Raw genomic sequence first — 14,835 nt, 5'->3', positions numbered from 1 at the left:
CTTAATGGAGAGAGGGGTGTCGATGGCCGCCGTGCGCCATGCCCGCCTCTTCGACGAGGCCGACCCGCTCCGCCTGTGCGGCGGCGACACACTGGCGCCCGTCGACGTCGCCTACGCCACCTACGGCGACCTGGCGCCCGCCCGCGACAACGTCGTCTTCATCGCCCACGCGCTCACCGGCGACGCCGAGGCCGCGACGTGGTGGCCGACGATGGTGGGACCCGGGAGACCGGTCGACACGGACCGGTTCTTCGTGGTCTGCGCCAACCTCCTCGGCGGCTGCCGAGGCACCACCGGGCCGTCCTCGACCGACCCCACCACCGGCCGGGCCTGGGGGCTCGACTTCCCGCTGATCTCGGTCGCCGACCTGGTCAGCGTCCATCGCCGGCTGCTGGCCCACCTCGGCATCGAGAGGCTCTACGCCGCCGTCGGTGGTTCGCTCGGCGGCATGCAGGTCCTGCAGTGGGCCGCCGACGCGCCCGGGCAGATCGAGCGGGCGGTCCTCGTCGCCGCCTCGGCCCGGTTGAGCGCCCAGAACATCGCGCTCTCGAACGTCGCCCGACAGGCGATCCTGCGCGACCCCGCCTTCCGCGGCGGACGCTACCCGGACCACGGCGTGGTCCCCGCCGACGGACTCTCGGTGGCGAGGATGCTGGGCCACGTCACGTACGTCTCGGAGCCCGGACTGGAGGCGAAGTTCGGCCGGTCTCGGCGCGGCGCCACCCCGGGATTCGGGATCGACTTCGAGGTGGAGAGCTATCTCGACCACCAGGCGAGCTCGTTCGTCGACCGCTTCGACGCGCTCTCCTACCTCTACCTCTCCCGCCTCCTCGACTACTTCGACCCGTTCGCCTCGGCGAGTTTCGCCGAGGGGATCCGGGACACAAGGTTCCAGGTCATCTCCTTCGACTCCGACTGGCGCTTCGCCACCTCCCACTCGGTCCTGATCGAGGAGGAGCTGCGCCGCGCGGGCGTCGACGTCGAGCGCCACGAGATCGCCTCGACCTGGGGCCACGACTCGTTCCTCCTCGACCCGCCCGGCTACCTCGACCTCGTCCGGAGCTTCCTCAACGATCGAACTGGAGTTGGTTCATGAGTGACCACGCGTACGGCTTCAACACCCGTGCGATCCACGCCGGCAACATCCCCGACGGCGTCAGCGGCGCCCGGGCGCTGCCGATCTACCAGACGGCGTCGTTCGTCTTCGACGACACCGCCGATGCCGCCGCGCGCTTCGCGCTGCAGAAGTACGGCAACATCTACACCCGCGTCGGCAACCCGACCGTGGCCGCGTTCGAGGAGCGTCTGGCCTCCCTGGAAGGAGGCATCGGGGCGGTCGCCACCGCCTCGGGCCTCTCGGCCGAGTTCGTCACCTTCGCCTCCCTGGCCGGCGCCGGCGACCACATCGTCGCCTCGGCCCAGCTCTACGGCGGCTCGGTCACCCAGCTCGACGTCACCCTGCGCCGCTTCGGCGTCTCCACGACGTTCGTCTCCTCGACCGACCCGGAGGCGTACGCCGCGGCGATCCGCCCCGAGACCAAGCTCGTCTTCGCCGAGACCGTCGCCAACCCGTCCGGCGACATCGCGGACCTGGAGGGGCTGGCCGACGTCGCGCACGCTCACGGGGTGCCGTTCGTGGTCGACTCCACGATCCCGACGCCGTACCTGTCCCGGCCGATCCAGTGGGGCGCCGACATCGTGGTGCACTCGGCCACCAAGTTCCTCGGCGGACACGGGACCACGCTCGGCGGAGTCGTCGTCGAGTCGGGCCGCTTCGAGTACTCGCCCGAGCGGTTCCCGCTCTTCCACGAGCCGGTCGAGCACTACGGCGGGCTGTCGTGGTGGGGCAACTTCGGCGAGTACGCCTTCCTCACCCGGCTGCGCGCCGAGCACCTGCGCAACGTGGGCGCGACCCTGAGCCCGCAGTCCGCCTGGCAGCTCGCCCTCGGCGTCGAGACCCTGTCCCTGCGGGTCCAGCGCCACGTCGAGAACGCGCGGATCGTCGCCGAGTGGCTCGACGCCGATGACCGGATCGAGAACGTACGCTGGGCCGGCCTGCCCTCCCACCCGCACCATGCGCGAGCGCAGAAGTATCTGCCCAAGGGGCCCGGCAGCGTCTTCTCCTTCGACGTCCGGGGAGGTCGAGCCGCCGGCGAGCGGTTCATCGAGTCCGTCGAGCTCGCCAGCCATCTGGCCAACATCGGCGACGCCAAGACCCTGGTGATCCACCCCGCCTCCACCACCCACCGCCAGCTCGGCGAGGCACGGCTGGGCGAGGCCGGCGTCACGCCCGGGCTGGTGCGGATCAGCGTCGGCATCGAGGACGCCGACGACATCATCTACGACCTCGACCAGGCGCTGACGGCCGCCACGAAGGAGCCCTGATGGCCATCCCGCAGATTCCCCACGAGCCGACCGCGCGCGAGCGGCAGGGGCTGCTCCGGGCGGCGAAGTCGATCGCGATCGTCGGCTTCTCCCCCAACACGGCACGGTCGAGCTACTACGTCGCCACCTACCTCGCTCAGGACACCGACTACCGGCTCTACTTCATCAACCCGAACGCCGCAGGTCGCGAGGTGCTCGGGCAGCCGGTCTACGCGAGCCTGGCGGATCTCCCGGAGACCCCCGACATCGTCGACGTCTTCCGGAGGGCGAGCGACCTGCCCGCAGTCGTCGACGACGTGGTCGCGCTGGGCTCGCCGGTCGTGTGGTTCCAGCTCGGGCTGACCAACGACGAGGCCGCGGAGGCGGCGCGCGCGGCAGGGCTGAGCGTCGTACAGAACCGCTGCCTCAAGATCGAGCACGCCCGCTTCCACGGCGGCCTGCACCTGGCCGGGTTCGACACCGGGGTGATCACCTCGCGCCCGACCGGGCGGTGAGACTCCTTCTTTAGTCGAGTTAGTTAGTCTATTATCTCGATAAATCCACTCCCTCGACCCCGGAGCGTTCTCATGAGCATCGATTCAACGACGCAGCTCAACGATGTCGACCTCGCCGCCGTCGGCAACCTCGTCCAGGCGATCCAGGACGATCCCGCCAAGGCGCGCACCACCTGGGCCGCCCACGTGACCTGGAAGGGTGCCTTCGCGTCCGAGGCGAAGGTCCGATCCTTCGATCCCACCCCGTCCGACGAGCCGACCGGCCTGGGCGGCGGCGACACCGCCGCCAACCCCGTCGAGCAGCTTCTCGGCGCCCTGGGCAACTGCCTCGCCGTCGGCTACGCCGCGAACGCCTCGGTCGCCGGGATCGAGCTCGACGACCTGCGCATCGACCTCAAGGGCGACGTCGACCTCACGGTCTTCCTCGGCCTGGCCGAGGGCCACGCCGGCTTCGACACGATCGACGCCACGGTGACCATCGCGTCCGAGGCACCCCGCGAGGAGCTCGAGGCGCTCCACGCCAAGGTGCTCGCCAGCTCGCCCGTCGGCCACACCCTCGGCAGCGCGGTCCCGGTCAACGTCTCGCTGGCCTGACTCGCCTCCACCGCCGCATCCACACCCATCGAAACGAGGAACCACCATGACAGAGACCACCATCGACAACGGCGTCAACGTCGCCGCCCTGCTCGGCGCACGTGCGGCCCTCCAGGAGACCCCGGAGGCGGCCAAGTTCACCTGGCGCGCCACCAACACCTGGGTCAAGGGCACCCACTCCAAGAGCAAGGTCGAGGGCTTCTTCGGCCTCGGCGAGGAGCAGGAGACCCAGCGCTCCTTCGAGTCCGACGGCGACCACCCGCCCCAGTTCGCCGCCGACAACCAGGGCCCCACGCCGGTCGAGACCGTCCTGGTCGCGCTCGGCGGCTGCCTGACGGCCGGCGTCGCCGCCGTCGCCCAGCAGCGGGGCATCCAGCTCAACTCCGTGACCGCGACCATCGAGGGCGACCACGACATCCGCGGCATCCTCGGCGCCGACGCGGACGTACGCAACGGCTTCACCGGCGTACGCGTGAACTACTCGATCGACGCCGACGCCTCTCCCGAGGACGTCGAGGCACTGGTCGCTCAGTCCCAGAAGCGCTCGGCCGTCTTCGACATCCTCACCAACCCGACCGCGGTCAGCGTCTCGGTCTCGTGACCATGAGTGTCCCGTCTCGCCGCACCACCGTCGCGGTGATCGGGGCGGGGCACAGCGGCCTCGCGGTGAGCCACCGACTCAGCGCCGAAGGGATCGACCATGTCGTCCTCGAGCGCGGTCAGGTCGCTCACTCGTGGCGCACCCAGCGCTGGGACTCGCTCCGCCTGCTGACCCCTGGCTGGATGAACCGGCTGCCCGGGCTCGCCGACCCGCTGCTCGGCCCTGCCGAGGCCGACGAGTTCCTCACCGCCGCCCAGGTCACCTCGCTGGTCACCGGCTATGCCGACGTGATCGCGGCGCCGGTGCACGAGAACGTCGAGGTCCACCGCGTCTCCCCCGACCGGAGCGGCTTCCTGGTCGAGACCTCCGCGGGTCCGTGGTCGGTGGAGCAGGTCGTGCTCGCCACCGGTTCGGTACGCGGCGTGGTACCCGCCCTCGCCGCCGACCTCCCGCCCGGGCTCCCCTCGGTGCACGCCATCGACTACCGGCGGCCCTCGCAGCTCCCGCCCGGCGGTGTGCTGGTGGTCGGGGCGGCCGCCAGCGGCGTACAGATCGCGGCGGAGCTGCAGGCCTCGGGCCGCCCGGTCACCCTCGCGGTCGGCGAGCACGTCCGGGTGCCGCGCCGCTACCGCGGGCGCGACATCTTCGCCTGGATCGAGGAAGCCGGCATCCTCGACGAGCGCTGGGACGAGCTCGACGACATCACCCGCGCCCGGCGGCTCTCCTCCTTCCAGCTCGTCGGCGGCACCGCCACGCTCGACCTCAACACGCTGCAGGAGGCAGGCGTACGCGTGGTCGGCAAGCTGGCCGCGCTGCGCGACGGCGAGGCCCTCTTCTCGGGCTCACTGACCAACATGGCGGCTCTCGCCGACCTCAAGGCCAACCGGCTGCTGAACGGCATCGACCACGCCTTCGGCTGGTCCGGGGAGCGACTCGAGCCGACCCGCGTGCCCGAGCCGCTGCTGTCGCTCTCGCTGACCTCCGGCGAGATCGGCTCCGTCGTCTGGGCGACCGGCATCAAGCCTGACCACGGCTTTCTCGACGCCGACGTCTTCGACCGCAAGGGCGCGATCCGCCACGACGGCGGCGTCACCGACCTGCCCGGCCTCTACGTCACCGGGCTCCCGGTGCTGCGGCGTCGGCGCTCGACCTACATCGACGGCGCTCGCGACGACTCCGCCGACCTGGTCGCCCACCTGTCGCAGCGGCTCGCCGACCCTGCCCGCCGCCGCACCGCCGGCTGACCACTCTGCACAACCACCCCACGCCGAGTCGGCTCGTTCTAACGAGCCGAGTCGGCTAACGGCCCACGTGCGCGAGCACGCCGTCGATGATCCGGGCGAGCCCGTAGTCGAGCTCGCTCGCGGGGTCGCTGGCCGCCTGGTAGGCCTCGCCTGCGGCGGTGCCGACCCGGTTGGCCAGCGGATAGTGGGTGCCCGCCATGACCTCGCCCAGCGTGTCGTAGTTGGCCTCCCACCACTCCGACTCGGTCATCCCGGTGACCTGCTCGGCGCGGCGCTTCATGAGCTCGCTGCGGGCGATGTTGCCCGCGAAGCCGACCAGCACGGCGACCGTCTGGTCCATCTCCAGGTCGGAGAGCCCGAGGCCGTCGACGGCCTGCAGTTGCCACTCGTAGCGATCGCTCATGTTGGGGCCCAGCCAGGGGCGTACGTCCTGCACCTCGAGCAGCCACGGATGGGCCCGGAGCTCGTCGTGCGTGAGGTTGGCGATCAGCTCGAGGCGCTTGCGCGGATCCCCGGGCAGCTCCGGGAGCGGGGCGCGGCCGGTCACCTGGTCAGCCATGAGCACCAGCAGCGCGTCCCGGTTGGGCACGTAGGAGTAGAGCGTCATCGTGCCCAGGCCGAAGCGCTGGGCGATCGCGCGCATCGTGACTGCAGCGAGGCCCTCGGCATCGGCGAGGTCGATCGCGGCGTCGACGATCTCGTCGACGCTCACCTTCTGCTTCGGTCCGCGCTTGGTCTTCGGCTCCTCGCGCGCTCCCGCCCGATGGCGCCACAGCAGGCGCAGGGAGGGGTCCGACTGGTCTGACTGGTCCGGCACGTCGCTCATCGTAACCTCATCCGAAATAATTTCGTACATTGTACGGAACAAATGCTACAGTCGCTCCGTTGACATCTTCGTACGACGTACGAAATTGGAGGAACGTGTATGCCGAACGACGCGAAGCCGGTCCCGCCGCGCTGGCTCAAGCCGATGAACAAGGTCTTCATGACCCTGTCGAAGACCGGGCTCGGGATGAAGGATCTGCCGGTGCTCACCGTGCCGGGCCGCGCGAGCGGCAAACCCCGCAGCACCCCGCTCTCGGTCCTGGACCTGGACGGACGCCGCTATCTGCTCGAGGGCTTTCCGGGAGCCGACTGGGCCCGCAACGTACGTGCCGCCGCCGGTCGCGCCACTCTCAGGATCGGCAAAGACACCGAGGAGGTGCGTCTCGTCGAGGTGGAGGGCGAGGAGGCGTTGACCGTGCTCCGGGCCTGGCCGGAGCGGATGACGGACGGCGCGAAGATCATGCTCGACGCCGGCGTGGTCACGGCGGTGACGCCGGAGGCGTTCGAGGCGGTCGCCGGCAGCTGCGGCGTGTTCCGGATCGAGGTGGGCCGATGACCTCGACTCCCCTGTCCGCGCGCGGCGTGCGCAAGCGCTACCGCGACACCCAGGCGCTCGACGGCCTCGACCTCGAGGTCGCCACCGGCACCGTGCACGCCCTGCTGGGACCCAACGGCGCCGGCAAGTCGACCGCGGTGAACGTCTTCGCGACCCTGACCCGGCCCGACGCCGGTGAGGTCCGCGTCGGCGGCCACGATGCCGTACGCCACCCCGCCCGGGTCCGCTCCACGATCGGCCTGGTCGGCCAGAGCGCCGCGCTCGACGAGGCCCTCCACGGCCGGGAGAACCTGGTGATGTTCGGCCGCCTGCACGGCCTCTCGAAACCCGATGCCGTACGCCGCGCCGGCGAGCTCCTCGATGCTTTCGGCCTCACCGAGGCCGGGGACCGGAAGGTCTCGGGCTACTCCGGCGGGATGCGGCGGCGCCTCGACATCGCCGCCGGTCTGGTCACCCGTCCGCGGATCCTCTTCCTCGACGAGCCGACCACCGGGCTGGACCCGCGCGGCCGTCACGAGGTCTGGGAGATGGTGCGGCAGGTGGTCGCCGACGGGACGACGGTGCTGCTCACCACGCAGTACCTGGACGAGGCCGACCAGCTCGCCGGCATGGTCACCGTGCTCGGCGCGGGCCGGGTGATCGCCGAGGGCACCCCGTCGACACTCAAGAGCGATCTCGGCGGCGACCGGGTGATCATCACCGCGACCGGGCCGGACGACCTCGCCCGGATGGCCGGCGTCCTCGGCTCCGCTGCCGTCGTCGACCCCGACCGGCACGAGGTCACCGTCGAGGCCGGCGCGGCCGGCGGCGGTGCCGCGGTCGTGGAGGTCGTACGCACCCTCGACTCCGCCGGCATCACGGTCGACGACGTGCTGCTGCGCAGACCGACCCTGGACGAGGTGTTCCTCCACCTGACCGCCCCCGGCCACGTACCCGATCCTGAAGGAGCCGCCCGATGACCGCCATCGCATCAACCCTCCGACAGACCGTGACCCAGACCTGGGTGATCACGCTCCGAGACCTCAAGCACTGGCAGCGCGAGCCGTGGGGACCGGTCTTCGGGATCCTGTTCGCGATCATGATGCTGCTGATCTTCGGCTACCTGTTCGGCGGCGCCATCGAGATGCCGGGCGGCGGGTCGTACCTGCCCTATCTGCTGCCCGGGGTGCTCGCGCTGACGATGATGTTCGGCATCGACGGCACCATGGCCGTGGTCACCGAGGACACCAAGCGCGGCGTCACCAACCGGTTCCGGTCGCTGCCGATGAGCGGTCTCGCGGTGCCGCTGGGGCGGGCCATCGCCGACCTGGGCAACTCGGCGGTCCAGCTGGGCGTCCTGATGCTCGGCGGCCTGCTGATCGGGTGGCGGATCGAGGGCTCGTTCCTCGAGGCGGTCGCCGCGGTCGGGCTGCTGCTCTGGCTGCGGCTGGCGATGCTGTGGCTGGGCATCTTCCTCGGGCTCACCCTGCGGATGGAGGGGGCGCTGACGATGGTGCAGGTGCTGGTGTGGCCGCTCGGGTTCTGCTCGAGCCTGTTCGTCTCGCCCGAGACGATGCCCGGCTGGCTCGGCTTCATCGCCGCCTGGAACCCGGTCTCGGCGACGGCCACCGCCTGCCGCGACCTCTTCGGCAACCCGACCGGGATCACCTCCGGCGTGCTCGCCGACCACGCGACCCTTTTGGCTCTGGCCTGGCCCGCGGTCCTGCTGGCGGTCTTCGTCCCGCTCTCGGTCCGAGCGTTCCGGCGCCTGGGCTGAGAAGGGAGAACGGGCCCGGGAAGGCGATGCCTTCTCGGGCCCGTTGGCGAATGGGTGGGGTCAGGCGGTGGCCGGCTCGAGGCCGTCGGTCTCCTCCGCCGACTTCTCCTTGGCCGGTGCGACGGCCCGGGTCAGCGACCCGAGTGCGAAGGCGACGAAGAGCAGGACGACGCCCAGGCCCGCGACCAGTGCCGAGAGGCCGAAGGCGGTGACCGCGGTCAGCAGGGAGGCGCGTACGAACGACGACTCCGCCGCGACGGCGCGGATCGGGTCCTCCTGTTCGAGCTCGGCGTACGTCTTGCCCTTGGTGATCCCCAGGGCGTGCTTCTCGACGGTGGCCGCCTGGGCGTAGGCCGAGAACGGGCCGTCGACCTGGTCTCCGGCGAGGAAGGAGGCGTCGTCGGCGACGGTGATCTCCTGAGCCTTCAACTGGGTGTGGGCCATGTAGTAGGCGGCGGCGCCACTGGCGATGAACAGGAGGCCGAACAGCCCGATCAGGGGGCTCAGCAGCTTCGCGATCCGAGGTTTGCGGGTCATGCAGGCTAAGGCTCACCTAACTTACCTTCGGATGAAAGCCCCGGAGGGTGTGATCTTCGTCGTGCAGAACTTTTTTCGCGGAACCTGTCGGATCGGTGTCGAGCCGTTCGTGGAGTGAGTGAGAAGCGGCCGTACGGACCGCGACAAACCACCACCGGATGAGAGGCACCATCATGAGCACCAGCACCTACACCCAGGCCACGACCACCTCCCGCGGTCAGTTCGCTGCGCGGATGCCGGTCTGGCTCGTCAGCGTCGCCGCCGTCCTTGTCGGCGCCCTGGTCACCGGCGTCTACGAGTTCTTCGCCCGGGCGGTCGGGGTGCCGTTCAACGTCGCACTTCCCGGCACCGGAGTCGATCCTGCCGCGATCCCCGCGACCGGGCTCGCCTGGGCCGTCGCCGAGCTCGGCCTGATCGGCATCATCGTCGCCGTCTGCCTCGACCGCTTCGCAAAGCGTCCGCGCTCGACCTGGAAGCGCACCGCCTGGAGCCTGACCGCGCTCTCGATCGTGCCCAGCCTGGTCGCCGTCACCGACTCCTACGCCACCAACATCATGCTGGTGATCTCCCACCTCGTCGCCGCGGTGGTGATCGTCCCCGTCATCGCCGCCCGGCTCGCGGAGCGCAACCCGCGCCGCGCCTGAGGTGTCTGCGGACGTCAGTCCGGTGGCCGGCGAGCGATGATCAGCTCGCCGACACCGGGCATCGGCGTCGTCTCGACCGTGAACCCGGCGTTGGCCAGGTCGGCGAAGAGCGCCGGCCTGGGATGGGTGCGGTAGTACATGACGAACTTCGGCCGCCACACCGCGTTGCGCACCCGCATCGCGAGGTCGAAGCCGGAGAGCAGCCAGTAGGCCGGGTGGGTCGGCCCCAGGGCCCGGCTGACCGGCAGCGCGAACACGCCGCCCGGCCGCAGCGCCCGATGGATGCCGTCGAAGAGCTCCGGCCGCTCCTCCGGCAGGAAGTGCCCCAGCGCCCCGAAGCTCACCACCAGGTCGTATGCAGCCTCGAACGGCAGCGCTCGAGCATCCGCCCGCACCAGGTCGGCGTCGGGGTGAGCGGCCCTGGCCTGCTCGAGCATCCCCACGCTGAAGTCGACCCCCGTCGGCCGCTCCGCGGTCGCCTCCGCGAGCAGCTCCAGCCCCGCCCCGGTGCCGGTGCACACGTCGAGTCCTCGCTCGAACGGCCCGTACTCCCGCAGCGCGGTGATGGTCGCGGCGAGCAACCAGTCCGGCGTCCGGAACGGCGTCGCGTCGAACTTCGGCGCCAGCAGGTCGTAACCATGCTCCACCGACGACAGCGCCTGGACGGCGAGTTCTCTGAGCGTAGGCCCCTCCACACCTCAACCATAGGTGTCGCTGGAGCCCTCGCGTCTTCGTTCTCAATGAACCCTAGGAGACCCAGGCACGCCACAGGCGACTGGGACTCCTAGGGTTGCCGCGGGATCGGGCAGTCGTCGCCGCACGCCGTCGGGGAGGCCGTCCAGCCGCGGGATGCCAGGACTCGCGCGATGCTCCGCGCCGTCCGGCAAGGCGTGTCGAAGACCTGGTGCCAACGGAGTCGCGCGGTGACAGTGCCGGTGGCGGCGAGGTCGTCGAGCGCTCGGTCGGCATCTCGCGCTTGGTCGCGCCATGCGTCATGCCCCAACGCTCCGTCGAGCTCAACGACCAGCCCGTACGCCGCATACTCCACGTCTCTGAACTGATTGCCGTTCGGCGTCGCCCGCACCGCCTGTCGCTGGGACTGTGGCAGCCCGTGGACGCGCTCGACCTTGGTGAGATAGCCGTGCTCGAGCACGGAGTTCGTGCCGGACTCCAGATCGTCGATGATCTTGGCGATCCAGGCACGGCGGCGCATGGAGGGGAAACGACTCAGCGCCCCACGGAGCGAGCCGGCGGTGACATACGCCCGCCCGGCGACGTTGGCCAGGCTGGCGATCGCGTCGATCTCCGAGCGGGCGTCGTGCGCCATCGCCAGCGCGTTGTCCTCCAGCTTCAGGCGAGGCGGGACGCCACCGTGGGCATGGGTCTCGAGGTTGGTGAGGCGGTGGATCACGATGCCGGGCTGGGGTGCGACCCTCCGGGTCTGGTCGATGGCGACATGGATCGGGTCGGGGACCATCCCGGGCACCATCGGCCGCTCCGTGCGAGGCGCCTCGACACTCGGACCGCACACGTAGGCGGGTGCGGCATAGAGGACAGCTGCCCAGGCGCGCTGGTGCCACGTGAGCGGACCCGTGTGATCGACGTACACCCGCGGATGCACCCGCACGATCTCCTTGCGCCGCTGCATCCTGATCATGTCAGCGCGCGTCAGCCCACCGGCCGCGAGCTGCGCATGACTGAGCAGACCATCCTGCTGACGTCGCTGCGCCTCCATCAGCCTGGCGGCATACTCCCGCTCCCAGACATCCTCGTGACCGCTGGTGACCCCCGAGTCCTCCACACTCCCAGTTATCCCACGTAAAGCCCCAGAACCCTAGGAGGGTGAGTCACGACAGGCGTGACGCACCCTCCTAGGGTTCAACGATCGTCAGACTTTGGCTACCGCGATCTGGGCCTTTTCGCCGTCGCCCAGGTCGACCGGGTTGCCCTCGAGCGAGTCGACCACGTCGTACGTCGTGGCGAGGGTCTCGCGGGAGATGAGGTCGGCGTGGGTGGTGGCTGCCTGGCGTACGGTCTCGGAGCCGGCCACCGAGAGGGTGATGCGGTCCTCGACGTTGAGGCCGGAGTCCTTGCGGGCCTGCTGGACTGCGCGGATCAGGTCTCGGGCGAGGCCCTCGGCGGCGAGCTCGGGGGTGACGACCGTGTCCAGGACGATGAAACCGGTGGGCAGCATCGAGACGGCGATGTCGTCGGAGGCGGCACCGGCAACGGTCTCCAGGGTGTACTCGCCTTCGACCAGCTCGAGACCACCCGCGGTCACCACACCGGACTCGTCGACCGACCAGTCACCGGACTTGGAGCCCTTGATGGCCTTCTGTACGTCCTTGCCCAGCCGCGGGCCGGCGGCGCGGGCGTTGACGGCGAGCCGCTGCTCGATGCCGTAGGTGCCGGCCTCCTCCGAGTCGGCCGCGAGCAGCCGGACGGACTTGACGTTGACCTCGTCGGCGACGATCTCCTCGAAGCCGGCGATGTCGGCACCGACGACCGTCAGGCCACCGAGCGGCAGGCGGTTGCGGAGCTTGCGGGCCTTGCGCAGGGCGGAGGTCGAGGAGCAGACCGTGCGGACCGCGTCCATCCGGGCGACCAGGTCGGCATCAGCAGGAAGGTCCTCGACGACCGGGTAGTCGGCCAGGTGCACCGAGCGGCCACCGGTCAGGCCGCGCCAGATCTCCTCGGTGGTCAGCGGCAGCAGCGGCGCGACCAGGCGGGTCACAGTCTCCAGCACCGTGTAGAGGGTGTCGAAGGCGGCCTTGTCCTCGTTCCAGAACCGCTCCCGGCTCCGCCGGATGTACCAGTTCGTGAGCACGTCGATGAACCGCTGGGTCGCCTCGCAGGCCTCGGCGACGTAGTAGTCGTCCATCGCCGAGGTCATCTCGGCGACGTAGTCGCGCAGCTTGGCCAGGACGTAGCGGTCCAGCGGGTCCTCGGACGCCGTCGAGCCGGTGGTCTCCAGGTCGGCCGCGTTGGCGTAGAGCTGGAAGAAGTACCAGCTGTTCCACAGCGGGATCATCACCTGGCGTACGGAGTCCCGGATGCCCTGCTCGGTGACGACCAGGTTGCCGCCGCGAAGGATGGGCGATGACATCAGGAACCAGCGCATCGCGTCCGCGCCGTCGCGGTCGAAGACCTCGTTGACGTCGGGGTAGTTGCGCAGGCTCTTGGACATCTTCTGGCCGTCGGAGCCCAGCACGATGCCGTGGCTGATGCAGCTCGAGAACGCCGGACGGTCGAAGAGCGCGGTCGCCAGGATGTGCAGGGTGTAGAACCAGCCGCGGGTCTGGCCGATGTACTCCACGATGAAGTCGCCCGGGAAGTGGTGCTGGAACCACTCCTCGTTCTCGAACGGGACATGGTTCTGAGCGAACGACATCGACCCGGAGTCGAACCAGACGTCGAGGACGTCGGAGACGCGGCGCATCATCGACTTGCCGGTCGGGTCGTCGGGGTTGGGGCGGACCAGGTCGTCGACGTACGGACGGTGCAGGTCGGGGTTGCCCTCGGCGTCCTTGGGCAGGGTGCCGAAGTCGCGCTCGAGCTCGGCGAACGAACCGTAGACGTCCAGGCGCGGGTAGGCCGGGTCGTCGGACTTCCACACCGGCACCGGCGAGCCCCAGAAGCGGTTGCGGGTGATCGACCAGTCGCGGGCGTTCTCCAGCCACTTGCCGAACTGGCCGTCCTGGATGTGCTCGGGCACCCAGCGGATCTGCTGGTTGAGCTCGAGCATCCGGTCCTTGATCTTGGTGACCTCGACGAACCAGCTCGAGACGCCCTTGTAGATCAGCGGCTGACGGCAGCGCCAGCAGTGCGGGTAGGAGTGGTTGTAGGACTCGCGGCGCAGCAGGATCGTGCCCGCGGTCACCGACCCTCCGGCCTCGCCGCGGGTGACCGCCTTGAGGTGGTCGATGATCTGCAGGTTGGCGTCGAAGACCTGGACACCGGCGTAGTCGACCACCGGCGCGGTGAAGCGCCCGTCCTTGCCGACCGGCATGACCGCCTCGATGTTCTCGCGGTCGGTCACCTCCTTGTCGACCTCACCGAACGCACCGGCGGTGTGGACGACCCCGGTGCCGTCGGTGGTGGTGACGGCGTCGTCGGCAGCCACGACGCGGAAGGCGTTCTGGTGACCGGCGTAGTAGGAGAACGGCGGCTGGTAGGTGCGGCCGAGCAGCTCGGCACCCTTGTAGCGGCCCAGGACCGTCGCCTCGTCGGCGTCGGGGAAGAGCTCCTTCTGGTACGCCGCGAGGCGAGCCTCCGCGAGGACGTACTTGGCCGTCTTGTCGGTGCCCGGGACCGGGCCCTCGACCACGACGTAGTCGATCTCGGAGCCGACCATGACGGCGAGGTTGGACGGCAGGGTCCAGGGCGTGGTGGTCCAGATCAGGATGTGGGCGTTGTCGAGGACCTCGTCCTCACCGGTGGCGTCGAGCGCGTAGCCCACTGTGACCGCCGGGTCCTGGCGGTCCTTGTAGACGTCGTCGTCCATCCGCAGCTCGTGGTTGGACAGCGGGGTCTCGTCCTGCCAGCAGTAGGGCAGGACGCGGAAGCCCTCGTAGACCAGGCCCTTGTCGTAGAGCGTCTTGAACGCCCAGATCACCGACTCCATGTAGTCGGGGTTGAGGGTCTTGTAGTCGTGGTCGAAGTCCACCCAGCGCGCCTGGCGGGTGACGTAGTCGCGCCACTCGCCGGTGTACTTCAGCACCGAGGCACGGCTGGCCGCGTTGAACTTGTCGATGCCCATCTCGACGATCTCGTCGGTCGTCTTCAGGCCGAGCTGGCGCATCGCCTCGAGCTCGGCGGGCAGGCCGTGGGTGTCCCATCCGAAGCGCCGCTCGACGCGCTTGCCGCGCATCGTCTGGTAGCGCGGGACGATGTCCTTCACATAGCCGGTCAGCAGGTGGCCGTAGTGCGGCAGGCCGTTGGCGAACGGCGGGCCGTCGTAGAAGACGAACTCGTTCTCGCCGTTCTCCCCGGCGTCACGGTTGTCGATGCTCGCCTGGAAGGTCCCGTCCTTCTTCCAGTAATCGAGAATCTGCGTCTCGATCTCCGGGAAGCGTGGGCTGGCCGGGACTTTGGCTGAGTTGACCTTCGGATAGGCCATCGACGCATCTCCTGCTGGGTGGTAGTGGGTTGTCTTCACCACAGGGACGATCTTTCGACCGCGGTACCACCCTGCTTGTC

Annotated in this window: 15 protein-coding genes; 10 read left to right on the top strand and 5 right to left on the bottom strand. The window is 69.8% G+C overall.

Translation table 11 applies throughout. From position 1 onward, the window contains the following. Positions 1–22 precede the first annotated feature (22 nt). The 6 genes from ABZY89_RS07365 (at position 23) to ABZY89_RS07340 (ending at position 5,318) form a co-directional block, all read left to right on the top strand. Positions 23–1,096 (top strand): homoserine O-acetyltransferase, encoded by a 1,074-nt coding sequence (locus ABZY89_RS07365; protein WP_355225930.1) that lies wholly within the window; start codon positions 23–25, stop codon positions 1,094–1,096. Further along, positions 1,093–2,385 carry an O-acetylhomoserine aminocarboxypropyltransferase/cysteine synthase family protein gene (locus ABZY89_RS07360; protein WP_355225928.1) on the top strand — a complete coding sequence of 431 codons (1,293 nt, stop codon included), beginning with the start codon at positions 1,093–1,095 and terminating at the stop codon, positions 2,383–2,385. Before ABZY89_RS07365 ends, ABZY89_RS07360 begins: the two co-directional genes overlap by 4 nt. Further along, positions 2,385–2,879, top strand: a complete 495-nt coding sequence (locus ABZY89_RS07355; RefSeq protein ID WP_355225926.1) for a CoA-binding protein — start codon at positions 2,385–2,387, stop codon at positions 2,877–2,879. Before ABZY89_RS07360 ends, ABZY89_RS07355 begins: the two co-directional genes overlap by 1 nt. Before the next feature lie 72 nt (positions 2,880–2,951). Continuing rightward, positions 2,952–3,473 (top strand): OsmC family protein, encoded by a 522-nt coding sequence (locus ABZY89_RS07350; protein ID WP_355225924.1) that lies wholly within the window; start codon positions 2,952–2,954, stop codon positions 3,471–3,473. Positions 3,474–3,519: 46 nt separating this feature from the next. Then, entirely contained in the window at positions 3,520–4,074 is a 555-nt protein-coding gene (locus ABZY89_RS07345) for an OsmC family protein (RefSeq protein WP_355225922.1), read from the top strand. 2 nt (positions 4,075–4,076) lie between these two features. Further along, positions 4,077–5,318, top strand: coding sequence for an NAD(P)-binding domain-containing protein (locus ABZY89_RS07340; protein ID WP_355225920.1), 1,242 nt, complete (start codon positions 4,077–4,079; stop codon positions 5,316–5,318). A gap of 55 nt (positions 5,319–5,373) precedes the next feature. On the opposite strand, the gene ABZY89_RS07335 is transcribed toward ABZY89_RS07340, so the two are convergent. Beyond that, on the bottom strand, positions 5,374–6,144 hold the full coding sequence (locus ABZY89_RS07335; protein ID WP_355225918.1) for a TetR/AcrR family transcriptional regulator: 771 nt from the start codon (positions 6,142–6,144) through the stop codon (positions 5,374–5,376). 99 nt (positions 6,145–6,243) lie between these two features. On the opposite strand from ABZY89_RS07335, the gene ABZY89_RS07330 reads away from it, so the two are divergent. Genes ABZY89_RS07330 through ABZY89_RS07320 form a run of 3 tightly spaced genes read left to right on the top strand, consistent with a single transcriptional unit; the run spans position 6,244 to position 8,455 of the window. Beyond that, on the top strand, positions 6,244–6,699 hold the full coding sequence (locus ABZY89_RS07330; RefSeq protein WP_355225916.1) for a nitroreductase/quinone reductase family protein: 456 nt from the start codon (positions 6,244–6,246) through the stop codon (positions 6,697–6,699). Continuing rightward, positions 6,696–7,658, top strand: a complete 963-nt coding sequence (locus ABZY89_RS07325; protein ID WP_355225914.1) for an ATP-binding cassette domain-containing protein — start codon at positions 6,696–6,698, stop codon at positions 7,656–7,658. The genes ABZY89_RS07330 and ABZY89_RS07325 overlap by 4 nt, the downstream gene beginning before the upstream one ends. Further along, positions 7,655–8,455: an ABC transporter permease gene (locus ABZY89_RS07320; protein WP_355225912.1), complete on the top strand. Its 801-nt coding sequence runs from the start codon at positions 7,655–7,657 to the stop codon at positions 8,453–8,455. The genes ABZY89_RS07325 and ABZY89_RS07320 overlap by 4 nt, the downstream gene beginning before the upstream one ends. Before the next feature lie 60 nt (positions 8,456–8,515). Here ABZY89_RS07320 and ABZY89_RS07315 read toward each other — a convergent pair whose 3' ends face one another. Next, positions 8,516–8,992, bottom strand: a complete 477-nt coding sequence (locus ABZY89_RS07315) for an aromatic ring-opening dioxygenase LigA (RefSeq protein WP_355225910.1) — start codon at positions 8,990–8,992, stop codon at positions 8,516–8,518. Between the two features lie 173 nt (positions 8,993–9,165). Between ABZY89_RS07315 and ABZY89_RS07310 the strand changes: the two genes are divergently transcribed. Continuing rightward, positions 9,166–9,636, top strand: coding sequence for a DUF6069 family protein (locus ABZY89_RS07310; protein WP_355225909.1), 471 nt, complete (start codon positions 9,166–9,168; stop codon positions 9,634–9,636). A gap of 14 nt (positions 9,637–9,650) precedes the next feature. Here ABZY89_RS07310 and ABZY89_RS07305 read toward each other — a convergent pair whose 3' ends face one another. From ABZY89_RS07305 to ileS, 3 genes are all read right to left on the bottom strand, one after another. Continuing rightward, positions 9,651–10,331 carry a methyltransferase domain-containing protein gene (locus ABZY89_RS07305; RefSeq protein WP_355225907.1) on the bottom strand — a complete coding sequence of 227 codons (681 nt, stop codon included), beginning with the start codon at positions 10,329–10,331 and terminating at the stop codon, positions 9,651–9,653. Positions 10,332–10,420: 89 nt separating this feature from the next. Further along, positions 10,421–11,437: a hypothetical protein gene (locus ABZY89_RS07300; RefSeq protein ID WP_355225905.1), complete on the bottom strand. Its 1,017-nt coding sequence runs from the start codon at positions 11,435–11,437 to the stop codon at positions 10,421–10,423. An 87-nt stretch (positions 11,438–11,524) separates the two neighbouring features. Next, entirely contained in the window at positions 11,525–14,755 is a 3,231-nt protein-coding gene (ileS, locus tag ABZY89_RS07295; protein ID WP_355225904.1) for an isoleucine--tRNA ligase, read from the bottom strand. Between the last annotated feature and the right edge of the window lie 80 nt (positions 14,756–14,835).

The organism is Nocardioides sp. NPDC006303, assembly GCF_040613175.1.
Lineage (GTDB): Bacteria > Actinomycetota > Actinomycetes > Propionibacteriales > Nocardioidaceae > Nocardioides.
The sequence above is the reverse complement of the archived record's forward strand: the minus strand, read 5'-3'. Positions and strand labels throughout refer to the sequence as shown.